Source organism: Alkaliphilus peptidifermentans DSM 18978 (assembly GCF_900101495.1).
Lineage (GTDB): Bacteria > Bacillota > Clostridia > Peptostreptococcales > Natronincolaceae > Alkaliphilus_C > Alkaliphilus_C peptidifermentans.
Map to the genome: position 1 here is coordinate 81463 of NZ_FMUS01000012.1, position 20793 is coordinate 102255.

General features: G+C 32.3%; 27 protein-coding genes, 1 riboswitch and 1 other annotated feature. Of the genes, 11 read left to right on the plus strand and 16 right to left on the minus strand.

Annotated features, from left to right (window positions below; genetic code table 11):
- Positions 1–214 precede the first annotated feature (214 nt).
- Complete coding sequence (locus tag BLP68_RS10195) at positions 215–1546, plus strand: helix-turn-helix domain-containing protein (protein ID WP_091543118.1); 1332 nt, start codon at positions 215–217, stop codon at positions 1544–1546.
- 203 nt (positions 1547–1749) lie between these two features.
- On the opposite strand, the gene panD is transcribed toward BLP68_RS10195, so the two are convergent.
- From panD to BLP68_RS10215, 4 genes are read right to left on the minus strand one after another with little or no spacing between them, the layout of a single operon-like run.
- Complete coding sequence (gene panD / locus BLP68_RS10200; protein ID WP_091543119.1) at positions 1750–2133, minus strand: aspartate 1-decarboxylase; 384 nt, start codon at positions 2131–2133, stop codon at positions 1750–1752.
- Positions 2130–2984, minus strand: coding sequence for a pantoate--beta-alanine ligase (gene panC / locus BLP68_RS10205; RefSeq protein ID WP_330389136.1), 855 nt, complete (start codon positions 2982–2984; stop codon positions 2130–2132). The genes panD and panC overlap by 4 nt, the downstream gene beginning before the upstream one ends.
- Positions 2985–2996: 12 nt before the next feature.
- A complete protein-coding gene (panB, locus tag BLP68_RS10210) occupies positions 2997–3827 on the minus strand; it encodes a 3-methyl-2-oxobutanoate hydroxymethyltransferase (protein WP_091543121.1) in 831 nt (276 codons plus the stop codon).
- Positions 3824–4711 carry a Rossmann-like and DUF2520 domain-containing protein gene (locus BLP68_RS10215; RefSeq protein ID WP_091543122.1) on the minus strand — a complete coding sequence of 296 codons (888 nt, stop codon included), beginning with the start codon at positions 4709–4711 and terminating at the stop codon, positions 3824–3826. The genes panB and BLP68_RS10215 overlap by 4 nt, the downstream gene beginning before the upstream one ends.
- Before the next feature lie 449 nt (positions 4712–5160).
- On the opposite strand from BLP68_RS10215, the gene BLP68_RS10220 reads away from it, so the two are divergent.
- Both BLP68_RS10220 and BLP68_RS10225 read left to right on the plus strand, forming a co-directional pair.
- A complete protein-coding gene (locus BLP68_RS10220; protein ID WP_091543124.1) occupies positions 5161–5988 on the plus strand; it encodes a DegV family protein in 828 nt (275 codons plus the stop codon).
- Between the two features lie 138 nt (positions 5989–6126).
- Complete coding sequence (locus BLP68_RS10225) at positions 6127–6489, plus strand: hypothetical protein (RefSeq protein ID WP_091543125.1); 363 nt, start codon at positions 6127–6129, stop codon at positions 6487–6489.
- A 2-nt stretch (positions 6490–6491) separates the two neighbouring features.
- Here the strand turns inward: BLP68_RS10225 and BLP68_RS10230 are convergent, their stop codons facing one another.
- Positions 6492–7004 (minus strand): hypothetical protein, encoded by a 513-nt coding sequence (locus BLP68_RS10230; protein ID WP_091543126.1) that lies wholly within the window; start codon positions 7002–7004, stop codon positions 6492–6494.
- Between the two features lie 258 nt (positions 7005–7262).
- On the opposite strand from BLP68_RS10230, the gene BLP68_RS10235 reads away from it, so the two are divergent.
- Positions 7263–7469, plus strand: a complete 207-nt coding sequence (locus BLP68_RS10235) for a hypothetical protein (protein WP_091543128.1) — start codon at positions 7263–7265, stop codon at positions 7467–7469.
- Here BLP68_RS10235 and trmB read toward each other — a convergent pair.
- Positions 7466–8101, minus strand: a complete 636-nt coding sequence (gene trmB, locus BLP68_RS10240; protein WP_091543130.1) for a tRNA (guanosine(46)-N7)-methyltransferase TrmB — start codon at positions 8099–8101, stop codon at positions 7466–7468. The two genes, BLP68_RS10235 and trmB, sit on opposite strands and share 4 nt — an antisense overlap.
- Positions 8102–8189: 88 nt before the next feature.
- Positions 8190–8873: an MgtC/SapB family protein gene (locus BLP68_RS10245; RefSeq protein ID WP_091543132.1), complete on the minus strand. Its 684-nt coding sequence runs from the start codon at positions 8871–8873 to the stop codon at positions 8190–8192.
- Between the two features lie 157 nt (positions 8874–9030).
- On the opposite strand from BLP68_RS10245, the gene BLP68_RS10250 reads away from it, so the two are divergent.
- The 3 genes from BLP68_RS10250 to BLP68_RS10255 all read left to right on the plus strand — a co-directional run bounded on the left by BLP68_RS10250 (position 9031) and on the right by BLP68_RS10255 (position 10068).
- Positions 9031–9309 carry a hypothetical protein gene (locus BLP68_RS10250; RefSeq protein ID WP_091543133.1) on the plus strand — a complete coding sequence of 93 codons (279 nt, stop codon included), beginning with the start codon at positions 9031–9033 and terminating at the stop codon, positions 9307–9309.
- A gap of 91 nt (positions 9310–9400) precedes the next feature.
- Positions 9401–9532, plus strand: a riboswitch (cyclic di-AMP (ydaO/yuaA leader).
- A 1-nt stretch (position 9533) separates the two neighbouring features.
- Positions 9534–9686 carry a hypothetical protein gene (locus tag BLP68_RS21750; RefSeq protein ID WP_176758965.1) on the plus strand — a complete coding sequence of 51 codons (153 nt, stop codon included), beginning with the start codon at positions 9534–9536 and terminating at the stop codon, positions 9684–9686.
- Positions 9687–9747: 61 nt separating this feature from the next.
- On the plus strand, positions 9748–10068 hold the full coding sequence (locus BLP68_RS10255) for a cell wall hydrolase (protein ID WP_278278216.1): 321 nt from the start codon (positions 9748–9750) through the stop codon (positions 10066–10068).
- A 44-nt stretch (positions 10069–10112) separates the two neighbouring features.
- Here BLP68_RS10255 and BLP68_RS10260 read toward each other — a convergent pair whose 3' ends face one another.
- Together BLP68_RS10260 and BLP68_RS10265 are read right to left on the minus strand one after the other, a co-directional pair.
- Positions 10113–10820, minus strand: a complete 708-nt coding sequence (locus BLP68_RS10260) for a DUF881 domain-containing protein (RefSeq protein WP_091543137.1) — start codon at positions 10818–10820, stop codon at positions 10113–10115.
- Positions 10821–11102: 282 nt separating this feature from the next.
- Entirely contained in the window at positions 11103–11279 is a 177-nt protein-coding gene (locus tag BLP68_RS10265; RefSeq protein ID WP_091543139.1) for an alpha/beta-type small acid-soluble spore protein, read from the minus strand.
- 185 nt (positions 11280–11464) lie between these two features.
- Here BLP68_RS10265 and BLP68_RS10270 point away from each other — a divergent pair, with 185 nt between their 5' ends.
- Positions 11465–12070, plus strand: coding sequence for a CBS domain-containing protein (locus BLP68_RS10270; RefSeq protein ID WP_091543140.1), 606 nt, complete (start codon positions 11465–11467; stop codon positions 12068–12070).
- Positions 12071–12235: 165 nt separating this feature from the next.
- Here the strand turns inward: BLP68_RS10270 and trpS are convergent, their stop codons facing one another.
- A complete protein-coding gene (trpS, locus tag BLP68_RS10275) occupies positions 12236–13231 on the minus strand; it encodes a tryptophan--tRNA ligase (protein WP_091543142.1) in 996 nt (331 codons plus the stop codon).
- Between the two features lie 95 nt (positions 13232–13326).
- Positions 13327–13555 (minus strand) — a binding site (T-box leader).
- A gap of 295 nt (positions 13556–13850) precedes the next feature.
- On the opposite strand from trpS, the gene BLP68_RS10280 reads away from it, so the two are divergent.
- Positions 13851–15590 (plus strand): 2-oxoacid:acceptor oxidoreductase subunit alpha, encoded by a 1740-nt coding sequence (locus BLP68_RS10280; RefSeq protein ID WP_091543144.1) that lies wholly within the window; start codon positions 13851–13853, stop codon positions 15588–15590.
- A complete protein-coding gene (locus tag BLP68_RS10285; RefSeq protein ID WP_091543146.1) occupies positions 15568–16428 on the plus strand; it encodes a 2-oxoacid:ferredoxin oxidoreductase subunit beta in 861 nt (286 codons plus the stop codon). The genes BLP68_RS10280 and BLP68_RS10285 overlap by 23 nt, the downstream gene beginning before the upstream one ends.
- A gap of 5 nt (positions 16429–16433) precedes the next feature.
- On the opposite strand, the gene BLP68_RS10290 is transcribed toward BLP68_RS10285, so the two are convergent.
- Positions 16434–16613: a hypothetical protein gene (locus BLP68_RS10290; RefSeq protein WP_091543147.1), complete on the minus strand. Its 180-nt coding sequence runs from the start codon at positions 16611–16613 to the stop codon at positions 16434–16436.
- 148 nt (positions 16614–16761) lie between these two features.
- Here BLP68_RS10290 and BLP68_RS10295 point away from each other — a divergent pair, with 148 nt between their 5' ends.
- Positions 16762–17499 carry a CAP domain-containing protein gene (locus BLP68_RS10295; protein ID WP_176758966.1) on the plus strand — a complete coding sequence of 246 codons (738 nt, stop codon included), beginning with the start codon at positions 16762–16764 and terminating at the stop codon, positions 17497–17499.
- Positions 17500–17535: 36 nt separating this feature from the next.
- On the opposite strand, the gene BLP68_RS10300 is transcribed toward BLP68_RS10295, so the two are convergent.
- The 5 genes from BLP68_RS10300 to BLP68_RS10320 form a co-directional block, all read right to left on the minus strand.
- The gene (locus tag BLP68_RS10300) at positions 17536–18063 is read right to left on the minus strand and encodes a hypothetical protein (RefSeq protein ID WP_091543151.1); all 528 of its coding nucleotides are present in this window, start codon (positions 18061–18063) and stop codon (positions 17536–17538) included.
- Between the two features lie 99 nt (positions 18064–18162).
- Complete coding sequence (locus BLP68_RS10305) at positions 18163–18396, minus strand: glutaredoxin family protein (protein WP_091543152.1); 234 nt, start codon at positions 18394–18396, stop codon at positions 18163–18165.
- A 93-nt stretch (positions 18397–18489) separates the two neighbouring features.
- The gene (locus BLP68_RS10310; RefSeq protein WP_091543154.1) at positions 18490–19026 is read right to left on the minus strand and encodes a D-glycero-alpha-D-manno-heptose-1,7-bisphosphate 7-phosphatase; all 537 of its coding nucleotides are present in this window, start codon (positions 19024–19026) and stop codon (positions 18490–18492) included.
- Positions 19027–19037: 11 nt separating this feature from the next.
- Positions 19038–19262 carry a hypothetical protein gene (locus BLP68_RS10315; protein ID WP_091543156.1) on the minus strand — a complete coding sequence of 75 codons (225 nt, stop codon included), beginning with the start codon at positions 19260–19262 and terminating at the stop codon, positions 19038–19040.
- A gap of 108 nt (positions 19263–19370) precedes the next feature.
- Entirely contained in the window at positions 19371–20777 is a 1407-nt protein-coding gene (locus BLP68_RS10320; RefSeq protein WP_091543157.1) for a sigma-54 interaction domain-containing protein, read from the minus strand.
- Positions 20778–20793 lie beyond the last annotated feature (16 nt).

Genomic DNA, 20793 nt, shown 5'->3' on the forward strand with positions numbered 1-20793 from the left:
ATAGAAATAATCTTTATTTGTCAATTTTTAAATATTTTTGTATATATTTATTGAAATATCAAAGGTTATTTGCTATATTATTATTAGTAAAAATATGTATTTTTTGTAACATTTTTCATTATTATTTAATTATTTCATTGTTAACTTTATTCTGTTTTTTCCAATTATCATATGTAGTTTCATTGGATAGAAGTAATAATAAGGGGGAAATAATATGGAGATAGTTGCACCGGGGGAAAGAATACGGAGAATCAGAAAAAAAATAGGGCTAAAGCAAGATGATTTAACCTCAGATAAAATTACAAGAAGCCTTATTAGCATGATTGAAAATGGAAAACGAAGCCTCACAAAGGATACTGCAGCAATTATTGTTGAAAAATTTAATAGACATAACAGTCTAATCGGTCAATCAATCACTGTTGAATACTTAATGGAAACGGAGGTATATCAAGCTAAAGCCATTGTTGATAAGCAATTAAAGGAAGTTGAGTTGCTGGTCGATAGTTCATCATTTACCAATCCTAAAGTAATATTTGATTTTATGGATAAATCGTTAGAAATAATCGATTATTGGTCATTAGAAGAATATCGTTCAAAGTTTTTCTTACTCCAAGGTAAGGTTTATTATAGTATTTATCAGTATAACAATGCTTCTATAAGCTATCACAACGCTCTTGAGTATTTTCTTCTTGAAAAAAATTACAATATGCTGGCCTTTGTATATAATGAAATAGGAAAATGCAATTATATGCAATTTCATCTTGATAACGCTGTATACTACTATAATAAAGCATATAAAATCTTGGAAGGTAATAAACATAAGGTTTGCAAGGGTACCAAGCTACGAATATTATTCAATATTATACTTGCCTATTATAAAACTAAACAATACGAAACAGCACTGAAATTTATAAATAAGTATAGAGCTTTATCAGCCAGTGTGATAGAAGCTAATCTGGGGGATGATTTATTATTAATTGAATCAACTATATACCGGGAATTAGGCAACAATGAGAATGCAGAGAGAATTTACAATGTTTTACTTAACAGAAAGGATCAGCTTAGATTAGATACCTTAGCACTGCTTTATGCCAAAATATCTATTCATCACAGGAAATTACAAAATCATCATAAAGCTTTGTATTATATAAGAAAGGCCTTTGAATTAAAACATGATATTACTCCATTATTACTTCCCAACATATATCTCCAATTAGTAGAGTACCATATTTCACTGAGACAATATAATGCAGCAATAATTATTCTAAATGAAACTAAATCGATATCAGAAAAGCTATCAAATAATGAGGGAATAATAGATGTTTATTTTACCTTTGCTTCAGTTTATATGAGAATAAATGGTGGAGCTTCTTCGGCAGAAGCCTATTTAAAGAAAGCCGAAGAAGTCATTCTTTGTAATAGTAATATAGTTAAGGGTAAATTACAGCAATTATATTCCCATTATGCAGAATTATATTATATAACACAAGACACACTCAAATTTAATTACTATATCGAAAGAATAAGAAACTTTTCTGTATTTTAACTTTGAAAATGTTTTTTATAACGAATAATACATGAGGGGGAAATAGTTTTGATTATTATTGCTAAATATTATATATCAAGGTTAATTAAAGGGGTTTTTTTTGGAGAACCTGACCCTATCCCAGAATAGAGCGATTTCATATAACTATATAACTGTAATATGGAGTTGGAGGTAGAAGTAATAATACTCTACCTCCGGTTCTGTCACTTTACTTCCCCGTGCTTCTCTTCCTGAATAACATCTATTATTTTGTTATTATCTCCTAAAATTACAATGCTCGGTTTAAACTCCCTTGCATCATTTTCACTTAACCAGCAATAAGCAATTATTATAACTTGATCTCCCGGTTGCACCAATCGTGCTGCTGCACCATTCAAACAAATAACTCCACTATCTTTCTGCCCTTTTATTACATAGGTTTCAAATCTAGCGCCATTGTTATTATTAACTATTTGCACCTTTTCATTGGGATAGATGTTTGCAGCTTCCAATAATGCCTCATCTATTGTAATACTTCCTACGTAATTTAGATTTGCTTCAGTAACAGTTGCTCTATGAAGCTTTGACTTGAAAAAATTTAGCATCATTTTTGAACCTCCAAAATTACATTATCAATTAATCTAACCCTGCCCACTTTTGCTGCGAGGGCAATTAAGACTTTCCCTTCAAGTATATCTATCTTTTCCAATGAAGGAAATTGAATTATCTCAATATATTCGACACTTACTGGGGCCTCTTTACTAATGGACTCTATTATTGTATTTCTAATTATTTTAAGGTCCCTTTCGCCTTCATTAATAATTTTCTTTGCCTTCATAAGACTCTTCGATAATATAAGCGCAGCTGATCTATCCTGCTGAGTTAAATATACATTTCTAGAGCTCATTGCTAATCCATCAGATTCTCTTACAATTGAACAGGGGATAACCTCTACATTCATAAATAAATCTTTTACCATTTGCTGAATAACAGCAACCTGCTGTGCGTCCTTCAATCCAAAATACGCACGATTTGGTTCGACTATATTGAATAATTTGTTTACTATAGTCGTAACCCCTTTAAAATGTCCTGGTCTAGAAGCCCCACAAAGCCTATCTGTAATTTCTGATACATCAACCGATGTTTTATAGCCCGTTGGATACATCTCCTCTACCGTGGGATAAAAAACATAGTCTGCTCCTGCAGTTTCTGCCAATTGTTTATCTCTTTTAAAATCCTTGGGGTATATATCGTAATCTTCATTTGCACCAAATTGTGTTGGATTAACAAATATACTTACAATCACAATATCATTTTCTAGCTTTGCCCGTTTAATAAGAGATAAGTGTCCTTCATGTAAATATCCCATAGTAGGAACAAAGCCTAGGGTATTATTTTCTACCTTTACTTCCCTTATAACCTGCCTCATATCTTTCACTGTCGAAACTATATGCATCATTATTACCTACCTTTAATAAAGTTTTTTAATTATTTCTGCATCAATGGAAAAGGTATGTTTTTTCTCAGGGAAGCTACCTTTTTGAATTTCTTCACAGAAAAGTGCAACTGCCTCTTTTATATTTCCTCCAATATCACAGTATTTTTTTACAAATTTAGGTGTAAAATCACTAAACATCCCCAACATATCCTGTGTAACTAGAACCTGCCCATCACAATATTTCCCTGCACCTATACCAATGGTAGGAATTTCTAAGTTTTCTGTAATAATTTTTGCTAATTCTTCAGGTACACACTCTAATACAATTGCAAATGCTCCTGCCTCCTGAAGCAGCTTAGCATCTTCAATAATTTCCCTTGCTTGCCCTTCTTCCTTGCCCTGCACCTTAAAGCCTCCCATCATATTCACTGACTGAGGTGTTAATCCCAAATGGCCTACAACTGGTATTTGAGCCTTAACAAGGGCAGTAACCTTATCTATAACTTCTTTCCCACCTTCCAGCTTAACTGCATGTGCATTGGCCTCCTGAATCATTCTTCCTGCATTTTTAATTGTATCTTCAATACTAATGTGGTACGACAAAAATGGCATATCGGCAATTACTAGAGCCTTCTTTGCACCCCTAGACACTGCCTTTGCATGATGTATAATATCATCTACTGTTACCTGCAATGTATTTTCATACCCTAGCACAACCATACCTAGCGAATCACCCACAAGTATACTGTCTACTCCAGCTTCATCCAATAGCTTAGCTGTTGAATAATCATAAGCCGTCAGCATAGAAATAATATGTCCTTCTTGTTTGCTTTTAATAAATGATGCAGTAGTAAATTTACTCATATAATCTCCTCTTTCCATAATTTATTTAGACTTGTAATTAAAGCTGTATCCTTTAATTTTTTACGGCTAGCAAGCTTTGTGGTTTCATCACCAAGTTTTTTGTACAATGAAATTTCATTAGGTAATTTATCTTCCATTGCTTTTAGATGTCTTTCAATAGTATTAAGATCTCCACGAGGGATAGGGCCGGTTAAAGCATCACTGGCGCCAAGAGTCATTATATTTTCAAGACTACCATATATTAAAGGGGACATAGCCTTAAACCCATACATTGGCTCGATTCCAGCAGCCTCTAGCATTTTTAAGCTAAGATCCATAAGGGTTACAAGATAATTTGAAGCTACACAAGCGGCACCATGATATAGAGCCTTGTTTTCACCATCAATTATAAAATATTCATTACCACAGGCTTTAAGTATATCTATTACCTTCTCAATGTTGTCATTATCACCCTCTAAACTAAAGACAGTGTTCTTAAGCTTTTCTACTGCCACATCAATATTTGCAAAGGCCTGAAGGGGGTGCAGTGAGTATATATGGCAACCAAACTCCGTTGCAGTCTGTAATATGCTAGAGCTATGAGCTCCGCTCATATGAATTAGTATCTGTCCCTTTTTCAATTTTCCAGATTCCACCATCTCATTGCAGACAATTTTTATAGAATCATCGGGTGTCGTTATAAAAATAGCATCTGAATCTTCAATTAACTCATGTAAAATGTCATAAGCCGTACTATTGGTATAACTAGCCGCAGTAATTGCAGAAGTATAGCTTCTACTATAGTAGCCTGTAACCTCAAATCCTTTATTTACTAAATATTTACCAAAGCTCCTTCCAACTCTTCCTCCGCCAATAAAACCTATTTTCATTTCTTCCCTCCTCATATGTTCCTGCTGCAGAATATCAACTTATAGGCATATTAAAAGCCTCTTTCCATGTATTAATGTCCACGACACAGAAAAAGGCACATAAATGTAAAATACCTTTTTGAGGTAACAAAAAGGTATGTAGTGTAGAAATAGTTGTCTTTTCTCTGTCTCAGACCTCTAGGCTTTGAGCAGAAACAAAATTAAATTTTAGTTTGATAGGTATAGCTCATTTGAATGATACCATCCTTTAAAGCTAGTTTATCATATGATTATTGTATATTCAAGTTTTAGATTATATCCTTCTAATTATTGCTTAATAGTTCTTATTAGTTAATATATACCTCCGAAGATTTAGGGTATACTAATTAAAATAAAAACTTATAAATACACTTTACAATAGGTATTAGTACCTGGTATTATATTCTTATGCTAAACATTAATTATTTTTTGGGGGGGCTGCTAAAATGTCAAAAATACAATTAGTTATCGATAGTACTGCATATATAAGCAAGGATTTTGCAAAGAAGCATGATATTAAGATGGTACCATTATCAGTAAATTTCGAGGGAACATTATCAGAGGAGGGTTTCCCTGGTGAGTTTGATGAGTTCTTCGAAAGACTAGCCAATTCTAATGATTTTCCTACTACATCACAACCCTCTGCTGGAGCTTTTTTAGAGGTTTTTCAAAAGGCATTGGATGAAGGTAAAGAGGTAATTACAATAACTATTTCATCAAAGCTAAGCGGTACATATAGTAGTGCTATAACTGCAGCTGGCATGCTTGATGAGGGTAAAGTATCTGTAATTGACTCTGAATCTGCTGCGGCAAATATTAAAGAGTTGGTTCAAGTTGCATTGAACATGATTGATGAAGGTTATTCAAGAGAAGAAATCGCTAATAAACTAGAACAACAAAAAAAGCAAATGGGAATCTTATTAACTGTAGGTACCTTAGATTATTTGAAAAAAGGTGGTCGTTTATCTAATACAGGAGCATTAATAGGAAATCTGTTAAATATCAAACCCATCATTGCATTAAAAGAAGGCAAGTTGGTACCAGTGGATAAGGTTAGGGGAAAGAAAAAGGCACTTGAAAAAATAATAGAAAATATTCCAGAAGAGTCAACCGTTATTAACATTTGCCATATTTATGCCCTAGATGAAGCATTAGATATAAAGAAACTGTTGGAAGAAAAATTTCCTAAGTCAAGAATTGATATTCAGGTACTTGGACCTGTTGTAGGTGCACATCTTGGCCCAAAAGCTTTAGGAGTTTTATTTATGTATTAAATAAAGCATAAATTTGTATTATACGAATCATATTTTATAATACATTAATACTACCCTGTAAAGATTGTTTCTTTGGAAAATTTGTACTATACTATTAATGTGCTTAGTGCAAATTATGATAAATCGGAGTGTGAGCCAATGCTTAATAGAATCTTAACTTCAATAAAAAAAACACTAAAGCTTTCATTTGCCAGTGTAGTAGTAATTTCTTTAGTAGGTTTACTATATAGTCTAGTTAGAGGTCAAAATCATTGGAATGTTGTCTTCAATCTGAATATTATTTTTGCATCATTCATAATAGTATTTGGATTGTTTTCCTTCTTTACCCCTATAAATCTTAGAAAGACCACTCGACTAGTTGATCATTCTAATGTTACTGAGGTATTGAAGGAAGAAAAAGACAAAAAAGCTTCGGGTTCTATCGAGAATATTATATGGGGTATATCAAATATCGTTATTATCGGTATTATTGAGGTTTTGATGAAAACATATTATTTATAGTTTTATAGTATTCCAACAGATTTTAGACGGATGTATACATCGTTTAAAATCTGTTTTTTTATGTTATCGTTTATTTGTAATTGTTGATAGCCTAAATAACAATAGTGCTCCTTTTGGTCCATTAAATAATAAACACAAATCTCATTTTGGAGGGCAATTTTAATAATACTATAAATGGCTTTAAAATCATTGATACAAAAATTAAAGCATGCCTCTTCTTTACCTGCATATAACCACAATTGAAGTGCTTCACTATTCATTGATGCTTCGTATTTAATATCCTCCAGCATCCAATCCATATCTTTCTCTCCATTACATATTAGATACAATGAAATTCTATCTGTAGAATCAATCCTTAAGAAATGGGTTTGATTAATTCCATCAAAAAATAGGGGTGGAATCATGGATTTTAATAACAAAGTCATGGGCTGCTGTGTTTTAAGCTCTATTGAATAATATTTTGTGACTTCCTTGTATGGGTTACTCTCGAACCATTGATATAGACATTTATCCATTTACTACTCCCCCTTTATTGCTTTGTAACTCTTGTTATAAATTTCGACCATTTATTCAACTATTCCTGCCAATTATTAAATTTATTGATAAATGAAGCAGTGTTGGATGTTTTAAAAAGAATTAATAAAACTTAATAAGTAAATAAATAAAACTTAACCAACTGTCTTATGATATTTAACTTATTGAAGTATATTTTCATGTATTATAGTAAATATACTATAATACATATATTTTTAAGTAATAAGGAGACGATTCTTTTGACCACACTTGAAGCTATCATTAGATTAAATGAGATAAAAGAAACTTTAGAGAACAAACACCTTAACTATGAGCACTTTAATTCTCTTTGTCAAGAATTCCATAGTATAAAAAACCAACTACTAAAATCAAATTTTGCCTTCGACAATATAAAAATCTTAATAACAGAAGTGGAAAAAGCGATTAATCTAGTAAAAATTGCTTAAGGCTTTGCTGCAATATATTTATATATTGTTTTGCCAAGATTCACAAATTTTTCTTCGTACTCAGTTAAAACGTTACTGATATTTGCTTCTTTATGTAAATCATAATATATATTCGATACGCTAAACCTACTAGTTCTAATCTCCTCCAGTGAAAATTCAAATAAGTCCAAGCTATCTGTTTTAAAGTGTATCTCTCCACCTTGCTTTAATATTTGCCAGTATTTTTCCAAGAAATCACCATGGGTTAATCGTCGTTTCCCATGTCTTTTTTTGGGCCAGGGATCGCTGAAATTTAAATATATTCTATCTATCTCTCCTGGGCCAAAAACTTCTATAATATCCTCTGCTTTAATATTAATTATGCAAAGATTATTCAAATTACTATCTTCTATTTCTTTTGCCACTTTATATAATAGTTCCTTTGATTTTTCTATTCCAATGTAATTTATATCAGTATTATTTTTTGCTAATGTAACTAAAAATTTCCCTTTACCCATGCCAATTTCAATGTGTATTTTATTATCATTTTTGAAGAAACTCCTCCACTTGTTTATTTTATTATAGTGATCATTTACGAAGTAAGAAGAATTCTTTAATAATTCCTCCACTCCTGGTATATTTCTAACCCGCATATTAGATACCTCCAATTGTTTTTCGATTATACTATATCATTTACCATAAACTTTTCCAATAAATTGTTTAATATTTAGTTGGTCATATTTATAATATGCTGATCTTTCTAACACCTTTAATATTACTAAGTACCATCATTAATATATCCTTGTACTGTTGTTTATCTTTATAATTCTCACACATTTTTACCCTTAAATTTAAATAAGCTTTTTTACTGTCCTCTGCTTCCATTTCCAATGAAACATGTATTATTGAGATATTCTCCTTACCTAATGCCTCAGCAACTCTTCCTAACTGTCCTGGCACATTATCAATGGTCAATTGAATGGCTATAATACTTCTTCTATCTGGTATATAAATCTCAAGCTTAGAAAAAACCTTTAGGGCAATTAATACAATTAATGTTGTTATAATAGCTCCGGAATAAAAGCCAGCCCCCAAGGCTAAGCCTATTGAAGCAACAGCCCAAAGACTGGCGGCTGTAGTCAGCCCTTTAATCGTATTACCATCTTTAAGAATTGTACCAGCACCTAAAAATCCAATTCCACTAATAACTTGAGCCCCTAGCCTAGCTGGATCTAAATTTGTAAAATGCTTGTAATTTTCGAATATAAATAGTGAAAGTAACATTATTAATGCTGCAGCAGTACAAACCAATATATGTGTCCTAAAGCCTGCAGCTCTCTTTATGCTTTCCCTCTCAATTCCTACTAGTCCACCAAGAAAAGTTGCCAAAATTAAGCGCAGAAAAATATCAGTATAGCTTAACATTATAACTTCACCATCTCTCTTATTTCGTTTATAATTAATATATGTATCCACATAGTTTTTGCTAAATATACATGTAATAATATCTTAAAAAGTTTATTGTATTTAAGCTTTTTAATTTCACAATAATAAATATAATAACGACAGGAGGTTATCTTAAATGGAATATATAAATACTGGATCTTTTCTTTTATGGGAATGGTTTAAAACACTTATCATATTTACCCTTATTGATATGTTTATTATTAAAAGAACAGTAATTGAAATATTAAAAAATCACGATACCTACATATCATCCTTGGTGGTGGCTGCCTTTCTACTTATTATTAGAACTCATGAATTTACTGTTCCGTCCTTCTTAGGATGGGCATTTCTATCAATTTTAATTTATTTTGCTCTTCGAATAAGCTACACTTTATTTATGAAGGGCTATAAATAAATAACATTAAATATAGTTATGTTTTATTATTTATAAATCATTCCAAATATACCATAAATATAAAATTATAATTTGTCCCTTATATACTAAAAATATAATCAAGCCGAAAGTTTATAAAATAAACTGCGGGGGAACCATTCAAATATGGGGTGAATCGTTAAAACGTAGGCTATTCCCAAGCCGAACCCGACAGCTAACCTCGTAGGCTTTAGGGAGGGATAAACATGAAAAAAATGATAATCATGCTTATATTAGTTTGTAGCTTTGTGGTACCTGGTGTAATGGAGATTAATGCCTATAAAGAATATGGGTCAGATACTATTGTGTATGAGGATACCATAAGTACCTTTATAACAGCAGATAATCTCAGGCACTAATCCTAACAATCAAAAAGCAAAAGATTATTCTGCTGAGGAAGTTTATTATTTAGCTAAAATAATAAATGCTGAGGCAAGAGGAGAAGATTTTGAAGGGATGATCGCAATTGGTGCTGTTATTTTAAACAGGGTAGCTGATGAAAATTTCCCCAACACTGTCGAAGGCGTTATTCTTCAGCCCAATCAATTTTGTTCTGTTAGAGATGGGCAATTCGATTTAGAACCCAATGAATCAGCATATGAAGCTGCTTATCAAGCTATATTGGGTGTAGATCCAACTAATGGTTCCTTGTTCTTCTATAACCCTGATATTGCTACTGCAGTTTGGAGCTTTCAAAGACCTATAGAAGCTGTGATAGGTAATCATAGATTTACAAAGTAAAAATAAAAAAACAACAACAGGTAATACTTACCTGTTGTTGTTTTTTATTCACTAATACTTTTTAAAAATTGCATTGGTTTCTCTCTAATAATTCCACGTATTTCAATTTCGTCACTAAAATCAGCCTTTGTTCTTATACCATCCGACATCATAGATTCAAATAATAGTGTCCTATATTCAACATATCTTTTAAATGAATTTACATCTCCAATGGCTTTTACAACATAGGGAGGAGCAATTGAAGTACCATTAACCATAATGTGATTTCCCGCTTGGATAATTTCACTACGTGCCGTTATCCGAAAATCATTTACAGATATCACTTCTCCCCCAAAGGCTTTTAATTCATTAACAAGATTAATTAAATATTTTCTGCTCTCTACTATTTCTGCTATGTTCTCCTCAACATCGCCCTCTATAGTAATAATAATTCCAGGTCCTGTAACGGGAGTATATCCTGCTAGTAATTTATACTGATTTACCTCTGTCCTTAATTTACTTAATGGAATACTTTCTGTTGCTCTTTCTTTTTCGTAGTCTTCGATTAGCTTAGATAATTCCTCTACTCTTTGTTTTATAACTTCATTTGCATCAGTTAAATTATTAATTTCTTGCACCTCAAAATCTCTATTAATTGGATAGTTAAAATCATCTTGATTTAGTGAAACCTCAGAATTCATCTGAATACCTACCATGGTTCCAAAAATTACAAAAAGCAATAATATAAATAATCCAAATATTTTACTTTTCAAAACTTCACTTCCTTTATGCCATTAGTATCATTACTCTTATTGTATCATAGAATCAAACTATTTTTATAAGCAAAATTTTAGGAAGGTTGTAAGACCTTCCTCAGATTGATACAAAGTCATCAAAATGCAGACTGATCAAAAAACCGCAGACTCGAGGCGCAAGAAAACCTAGCCACTGTAGCGTATACGTAATACGTAAAGGTGCTAGGTTTTCGAAGCAACGAAGAAGATGGTGATTTTTCATCGGTCTAAGGAAGGTTGTAAGACCTTCCTAATGCCTTTTTACGACCTCCCTAAATGTGTCAGTGACTTTTCGGCTTCTTCAACCATCTTCTTAACCATGTTTCCTCCAACATATCCTGCCTTGGTTTCATTTTGCAAACCAAGTTCTTTAGCAATTTCCTGTTTAAATGAAACTAGGGCTTGTCTTGCTTCTGGTACAATTGGTCTTTTAGTCATAATTTATCACCTCATATTTATTATTACTAAGAATACTTGATTTATTACTAGCATATTTTTGATAGAGATTTTTTTTATTTTATGTTTTATGAATCAAAGATAGGGTATTTATTTGAAATAGGATAGTTTTACATTTTATTACAATTTTATCCTATCTACCATATTGTATAGGAGGAGATATTTGCATGATTTCATTAAGCTTTATTCTACCAAGAAAAAGTCTCACTTTGGTAGAAAGTCAGATGACTTTAAACTATGCATTAAATCTATTAGAAACAGGTAATTTCTTATCATTACCTGTAGTTAAGGATAATAAATTTTGGGGAGTTATATCTAAAGAGAGAATACTTAGAAGGATGATGGAAACACCAGATGCTGAAATATTAGTAGAAGAGGTAACCCGTAAGGATATGCCCTGCCTCAGTCTTGCAAATGACTCAGAGGAGGCTGCGCTTCTATTAGCCAATACCAATATCCCCTTTATAGCCATAAATGATGATAATGGAGTTTTTTTAGGAATTATAACCCATAAGACTATTTTTAAGCATTATGCTTCTATTTTAGGTATAAATAAAGGTCATAAGCTTGTCATAACCTCTTATGATATTAAAGGACGTTTAGCTCAACTTACGGATATCATTGCTAAAAAAAATGGTAATATTTTAAGTTTAATAATAGATAATCCTAATGTCTCAACAAATGTTATTAAGATAGTTGTACGATTGGAATGTGAAAATCTTGAAGAAATAACGACTGCCATTGAGTCGGCGGGTTTTTCAATAAGAAAATAATCAACTTGAGGTATTAATATGCAGACTGATCAAAAAGTCATAGATTCGAGGCACAAAAAAACCTAGCGTACGTAGCGTATAAAGAAATACGTAAGGGCGCTAGATTTTTTTAGTAACGATGAAGATGGGGTTTTTCATCAGTCTGAGGTGACAGAGTTCTGTCACCTATTTTGCTATTAAACCAAGCTTATTCCTAACATCCTTCATTGTTTCCTCTGCCATTTCAGTGGCCCTCTGGGCTCCCCTTTTATAAACAGTTGTAACATAATCAAGGTTATTCATATATTCTTCATATTTTATCTTAAAGGGCTTTAAGCTCTCCACAAGTAATTCAGCTAATTGTTTTTTAAGGGCTCCATAGCCTTTATCTTCAAACATCGCCTCAACTTCTTTAATTGAGTAATTTCCTAAAGTAGAATATATCGTAATGAGATTTTTAATACCAGCCTGATTATCTGAGTATATTACTTTATTTTCAGTATCTGTAACAGCTCTTTTTATTTTTTTAACAATATCGTCTTCTGAATCCATTAGGAATATTGTTCCATTAGTATTTTCATCGGATTTAGACATTTTTTTGTCCGGCTCCTGTAGGCTCATTATTTTTGCTCCAACCTTTGGAATATAATGTTCTGGCACTGTGAAGGTTTCTCCATATGCAGAATTAAATCTGAGTGCTATATCTCTAGTTAACTCTAAGTGCTGCTTTTGATCCTCTCCAACAGGTACTATATTAGTCTGATACAATAATATATCGGCTGCTTGTAAAGCTGGATAGGTAAATAAACCAGCATTAATATTGTCCTTATTCTTTTCAGATTTTTCCTTAAACTGTGTCATTCTATTTAGTTCTCCTAAGTAGGTAAAACAATTTAATATCCAAGAAAGCTCAGCATGCTGAGGTACATTGGATTGAAAAAATATAATGTTTTTTTCAGGATCTAAGCCACAAGCTAGATATTGTACTAAAAAAGAAAGACATGTATTGTTAAACTCTTCTGGATTATGCCTTATAGTTAGTGAATGCAGATCAACAATTGAATAAAGGCATTGGTAATCCATTTCAAGAGCCTTCCAATTCTGTATTGCTCCGATATAGTTTCCTAATGTAAGACTTCCCGTAGGTTGAGCTCCACTAAAAATTATTTTTTCCTTTTCCATATTTTTCCCTCCTGTTTAATTGCATTCTATATTTTTTACTATCTTTTTTCTGTTACGATAATCAAAAATCAAAAAATCTCTTCATCTCTAAGGTTATTAGAGACGAAGAGAAGCTCTCCGCGGTACCACTCTAGCTTGTGTAAAACACCACTTACTGGTTGAAAATCAACCAATCCCTTTAACGGAGGATAGCCGTCATGACCTACTAATATTCAGCCTGCACTCATAAGCCCATTCAAAACAAGGTTTTGCATCGATCTTTCACCATCATCGATTCGCTTAAGCATACCATCTGTTTTTACTTACCTTAATCATCGTTTTTTATTTTGAATTATAACTGATATTTATAACTATGTCAATAAATAGAAATATTTATGTCTTTAATGTTTACTTATAGAGCTAAATACATACATTTTTTATTTATTTTAGCTTTTATTATAGAAATTGTCCAAATTTATTTCACTGATATTTTCAATGTTTTACTCGAAGAATCATATAATAATTCAGAATACCTCAATACTTTTACACTGAGGAGTAACTTTTTTAGTAATATGATTAACATGTTACTTCTTTGGTAGAAATATTATATTAACAGATATCATTGTAAAGGAGTGATCCAATGATTGACGAATTAACTATTTTGGTTGGTGGGATTCAAGGTGAGGGTATTATAAGCATAGGAATAAACCTTATGAAGGTATTGTCATCTTTAGGATATTATACCTATGGGCAAAGGACCTTCTCTTCAAGAATAAAGGGTGGAAACACCACAATGATTATTCATGTTAGTTTAGAAAAAACAATGGCTATCCCGGATACTATTGATATGATGCTAGTACTTGATGAAGAAACCCTTAAAGATAATTATCATAGATTAGATAATAATGGATTGATATTATATGACAATATCCTTTCTTTAAAATCTACTCTGCCAGAAAAAGCAACAGCTATTCCTCTCCCTGTATCAAAAATTTCAAAAGAAGAGGGCTCAGCATTAATGAAAAGCACATGTAGTTTAGGATTCATATGCAGAATGCTGGATATAAATCAGAAGCATGTGTCAAGTATACTTATAAAAAGATTTCATAAGAAAGGCAAAAAAATCATCAATCAAAACTTGCAGATATTAGAAAGGGTGTTTACATATGATAAGGAAACCATAGATCAATATATAAAACATTTAAACATACCTATGAAAGAATTAAATCGTCCTTTGATGATTGGTAATGACAGTATTGCATTTGGTGCTTTAATGGCTGGATGCCGATTCGTCTCCTCTTATCCTATTACTCCCGCGTCAGAAATAATGGAGTACTTAGGTAAATGTCTACCTAGTTATGGTGGTTTGATGCTACAGGTTGAGGATGAAATCGCAGCTGTCAATATGACTATTGGAGCCTCCTTTGCAGGAGTTCGTAGCATAACGGCAACATCAGGCCCTGGTTTGTCTCTAATGCTAGAGGGTATTGGTCTTGCAGGCATGACAGAAACGCCTCTTGTAGTAGTTAATTCTCAAAGAGTTGGTCCAAGTACAGGTCTACCAACCAAGCATGAGCAAAGTGATTTGTTTACCCTATATTATGGAGGTCATGGAGAATTTCCACTTATTATTTTATCTCCCTCTACTATAGAAGATTGTTTTCATTCAACCATTAGGGCATTTAATCTAGCTGAGAAGTTTCAATGCCCTGTTATACTTCTTTTGGATTTAACTCTGTCATTATCACCGCAAACTATCGATGAATTCTCTTATGAGGATATAGTTTTGAACAGAGGTAAATTAGTTGAGGAGTCCGATTTAAGGCAGGAGGCAGAAGGTGTAAAACCTTATCTTTTAACGGAGGATGGTATATCCCCTCGCATACTTCCAGGGGTTTTAAATGGTCATCATCATATAACAGGCTTAGAACATAATGAGTTTGGTCTTCCAACTGATAATCCACTAAACCGAAGATTAATGATGGAAAAGCGAATGCAAAAGCTACAGCCTTTATTGGAGGAAGATGAAATAGTCATAAGAATGAATAATAAAAAGAACATTCTATTTTTAACCTTCGGATCTCCATACGGTATTCTTGAAAGGGCAGTTGCGGTAACCGGAAGTACTGTAGATTATGGTTATATAAAAATGATAAAGCCTCTACCTAAAAAGCAATTAATCCAAATAATTAAAGATTATGACCTTTTAGTTATTGTTGAAAATAATTATTCTCAACAGCTGGCCACAATAATAAAAGCAGAGATAGGAAACCACAATAAAATTAAGTCCATTTCAAAATATGATGGGACTCCCTTTACAGTTTCAGAAATTATAGATGGAATAGAGGTGTTAATTAATGAAAAGTATGAAGGATTATAGTAATAGCATAAATCCAAATTGGTGCCCAGGATGTGGACACTTTTCAGTACTAAGGGCAATACAGATAGCTTCAGCTAAACTGACAATCCCAAATGAAGAGCTGACAATAGTAACAGGTATAGGCTGCTCTGGCAGGCTTTCTGGATATATTAATGCCTATGGCTTTCACGGTATACATGGGCGGTCTTTGCCTATAGCCCAGGGAATTAAACTGGCCAATAAGAAGTTAACTGTTATTGCAGCTGGAGGCGATGGTGATGGATTTGCAATTGGCTTAAGTCATACTCTTCATGCAATAAGAAGAGATATAAATATTACCTATATAGTATTGAATAATCAGGTATATGGGCTAACTAAGGGACACACTTCCCCCTTAAGCGGAAGGGGCTTCATAACCAAAAGCACTCCTTATGGATCAACAGAACCACCTATACAGCCTGGAATTTTGGCCTTAGCCAATGGTGCCACTTTTCTTGCCCAAGGTTTTTCTGCTTTTCAAGATCAGTTGGTGGATATAATAGTTAAGGCAATTAAACACACAGGGTTTTCCATGGTTAATGTTTTCAGTCCTTGTGTCACATATAATAAAGTAAATACATACCAATGGTTTAGAGATAGCCTAACAAATCTTGATGACATTACTGACTATAAAAATGATGATTATCAAAGCTCGCTTAATAAGTTAGTTGAAACCAATGGACTATGTACTGGTATTATATATAATAAAGCTCCCGACATAGGTAGTTATACTAATTCAAATTTACAAAAACCATTAGTAGAGTTAGATTTAAAATTTAATAAAGAAGAGTTTTCTAATATTATGGAGAGCTTTAAATAATAAATCTATTGATTTTCCAATTCTTCGATGCGTTTTTCTAATTCCCTTATTTTTTCAAGTAGAAGGTCTTCTTCTCTATAGGATGACTTTTTACTAAAATATCTTAAAAGTAAAACTGTGATAAGTACTGGAACTCCCATTAGTAAAATAATAATAATTAGATTCATTAACTGAAATATGGACATTATTTCCCTCCTTAATTTATATTATATAGAAATTATATCATATGTTTAGTTAATTGTTTTATTGGAAAAATACTGATAAATATTAAGTAATAATTAACAGCAATGAGTTGAAATGTTTTTGTTCATACTAAAACCTGAGGTGATTTTTTTGAGTAGAAGCAATTCAATTTTTATGTTACTTATTATTATATGTATTCTCTTGACTGCATGTAGCACCAACACCCCAAAAGGTGTAATAAAGAACTCCTCAATTTTTATAGAGGCTGAGGTTGAACAGGTTTTGGTTAAAAATTCTATTGCTAATGTGTATTCAGGTATTAGCAGAGACTTACAGGTAGTTAAGGTTTATAAACACAATAGTATCATAGATGTTATTGGTTGCTTTAATGATTGGTATATTATAGTAACCGATGAAGGTTATATTGGTTGCATTAATAAAGAAGAGGTTATACCCTATATACAAAGTAAAGATGTCAAAATCAATGACAAACTTGAACATTCTTTATCTAAGGAAGAGCAAAGAATGCTTGATTTAATAAATCATGAAAGAGTAAAGATAAACTTAAATCCTTTAGTACTTGATATAACCCTTACTCAATTGGCTCGATTAAAATCACAGGATTTAATTAAGAATCAATATTTTAACCATTATTCTCCTACCTATGGTAGTCCATTCGAAATGATGAATAAGCATAATATCTCATTCATTTTCGCCGGTGAAAATTTAGCTGGCAATACTACTGTAGAAGGAGCTCATGAGGCTTTAATGAAGTCTGCTGCCCATAGGCAAAACATATTAAATCCTAATTTCACACATGTTGGTATAGGAATTGAAAAAGGTGGACCTTATAAGCTTATGATTACACAGCTATTTGTTGGAAAATAACCATCACCAGGTGGGTGATGCCACCTGGTATAAGGTTCAATTAAAAATCTCCTCAAATATTCGTCTATCAATAATTCTATAGGCTGGTTGATAGTTTACATTGTATATGATGGAATGATGTATTACTGGATAATTCATTTCAATAATTTTTTCGTTAAATCTCTTAAGATCAATTATATTTAAATTTATAATACCATTTTCAACTAATTCAATAAGTAAAGTCCACGTTTCTATAAAGTCTTTCACAGTTGATGTATTTGCATTTTCTGTAAGGAGCATTGCTCTAAATAGCATTTCTGGTGACATACCTCTTTCTGAAAAAGGCCTTAAATTGATTCTAACCATGTCATTTCTCATAGAAATATCTTCAATTAATGCTTCCTGAAATTTATTTTTTGATAAAGTATTTAATTCTTCCAATAAAAATTTTTTTGCTCCTTCTGGATTTACTAGAAGATGTCCTAAACCCAATATGCTTTGAAAAAGTAATTTATAGACATCTTGTATTTCCATAAGGGGTCTCATATCCTTATGGTTTTTGATTAATCCAATTAACTCTTCCAATAATGTCACTCCCATAACTATAGAAATTAAGAAGGAAACATACCAATAATGTTTCCCCTTAATTTGTATTCATTAAATTTATTTATAGTAAGTATATCTTTATTCTGCCAATAGACTTTCTATTTTGCCTTTATCAAATCCAACTATTGTTTCTTCTCCAACTTGCACTACAGGTACAGCCATAATTCCTTTACTCATTAGCTCTTTGCGTGCGCTGGTATCCTCAGATACATTTCTTTCAGTAAATTTAATACCCTTTTCCATCAAATACTCTTTAGCAGTATGACAATGGGGACACGTATTACTGGTGTATACTATTACTTCCTTAGCCATTATATCTTCCTCCTTATAAATGTTATATTGTTATTAATTATATATACTTTACTAAATTTATTCTAACACAATTATTTTTAAAACCCAAACTTTTCATTCTGCTATAATAATAGCACTAACAACTGCTTCAAGATCAACTTTCCTTTCTTTATTTCGTTCTAACATAAGTTCATTTATATTGGCTCTTTCATCAATAGCCCCAATTTTAGCAGTGTTGCAACCAGCCTTTATACCAGCAGTAATATCTGTATCTCTATCACCAACCATCCAGCTTTGACTCAAATCTATATTATGCTTTTCTGCCAGCTTTAATATCATACCAGCCTCAGGCTTTCTATACTTACTGGGCTTTTTAAAATCAGGGCAGTATTCTATATCCTCTATTTCACAATACCCACTTAGTTGATCTCTTAAACATTCATGTATTTTCCCTAGTGCTTCATGGGTTAAATGCCCCAGTTCGATACCTCCTTGATTAGTGACTATGAAAATTTTATAACCTGCGCTACTGGCTTCTTTTAGTGCCTCTGTCACACCTTCATATAAAACTAAATCCTCTGGCTTATTTACATGCTTTTTTACATTGTCATTTAAAACTCCATCTCTATCAAAAAAAATACCTTTCTTCATCAAATCTCCCCTTAATTAAAAGATGATTCATCAGTGAAGTACTTCTTTATACCTTGCCTTATTTCCCTTCGTGAAAACAATGGATCCCCATATTCTTTAACATTTGAGTATTGAATTAGTTCAATAATAGCATCAATGTTATATTTATCGATCTGGTTTACATTTTTAAAAAAACCCTTTTTTTTCTCCAACTCATGCAGTAAGCTGATAATATCATTTTTTTCCTTGTTATTCATTAAACTACCCTCCTTTAAAGCTAGTCTTATTTTTATACTAAAGCAAAAATTGTATTCTTAAATATATTAATAGTTTTTCAAAAAAAAAGAGATGTAGATTCATCTCTTTTAGTCGACTATATTATATTTTCTTGCTTTAAAGGCAACTGTTTTATGGGTAATCCCAAGAGCCTTGGCAGCTGCATTGAAGCTCTTAAACCGTTGAAGAGCATATTTTATTATTTCCATCTCATACTGGTCTAGTGTAGCCATTTGACCGTTCTTACCTAAATTTATTAATCCATCATCATTTGATTCATGGTAGTTAGCCCTATATAAATTAGTTATATTTGAGGGTAGCTCGTCAATTGTTATTGTTTCTCCCTCTGACAATACAATTAACCTTTCAATTAAGTTCTCTAATTCCCTTACATTTCCTGGCCAATTGTATTGAGTTAAAGCTTTTATCGCTGAATCCTCAATGATTTTAGCATTGCAATAATTTTTTCTCGCTATTTTTTCTATAAAGTGTTCACATAGCTGTGGAATATCTTCTTTTCGTTCCCTCAGGGCAGGTAATAATACAGGCACTATATTAAGTCGGTAATATAAATCTTCTCTAAATGTCCCCTCAAGAATCTGCTCTTCAAGATTACGATGGGTAGCAGCTATTATCCTAACATCGCACTTTATTGTTTCATTTCCTCCGACCCTTTCAAACTCTTTTTCTTGTATTAATCGTAACAGCTTTACCTGCATCTCTAAAGGCATATCACCAATCTCGTCTAGAAATATTGTTCCTTCATCTGCCTGTTGAAATTTACCAATTTTTCTTTTGATTGCTCCTGTAAATGCACCCTGCTCATGTCCAAAAAGCTCTGATTCCAAAAGATTTGATGGGATAGCACCGCAATTTACCCTAATGAATCCATTATCTGCTCTATTACTTGTATGATGTATAGCTTTTGCGACTAGCTCCTTACCAGTTCCACTTTCACCCCTAATTAGCACAGTTGAATTGGTTTTGGCAGCCTTTTCAGCAGACCAAAGAGCTCTTTTCATTAAACGACTTCCACCAATCATTTTTTTGAATGGTGCACTTAGTTCTATTTGAGTTTCCGTTTTAGAAGAAGGTAAATGAACAACCTGTCTATCATCCACCTCTTCTTTTTCCATTTCCCTATATGCTGCCATTATTCCAATAAATTTATTATTATCCATTAAAGGAGTTATATAAGCACCTACACAACAGCTATTATCAACTTTTATAACGCCCCTCATCCTAGTTTTGTTTTTTAATCCCTTCAGTAGCAGTTCATCATTATGGGTGTGATAGATGCTTTTCCCAATCATGGCAAAGTTACTAACGTTAAACAACCTGCCGTAGGCTTCATTGACATATTCAATTTTTCCTGTAGCATTTATTATACAAATACCATCCATGGCATACTGAAAAATTTCAAATTGGTGGTCAATAAAACTGTTTTTAATATTATTTCTATTCTTATCTATGTTAGTAACATTTGCAATTTTCATTATTCTATCTCCCCCC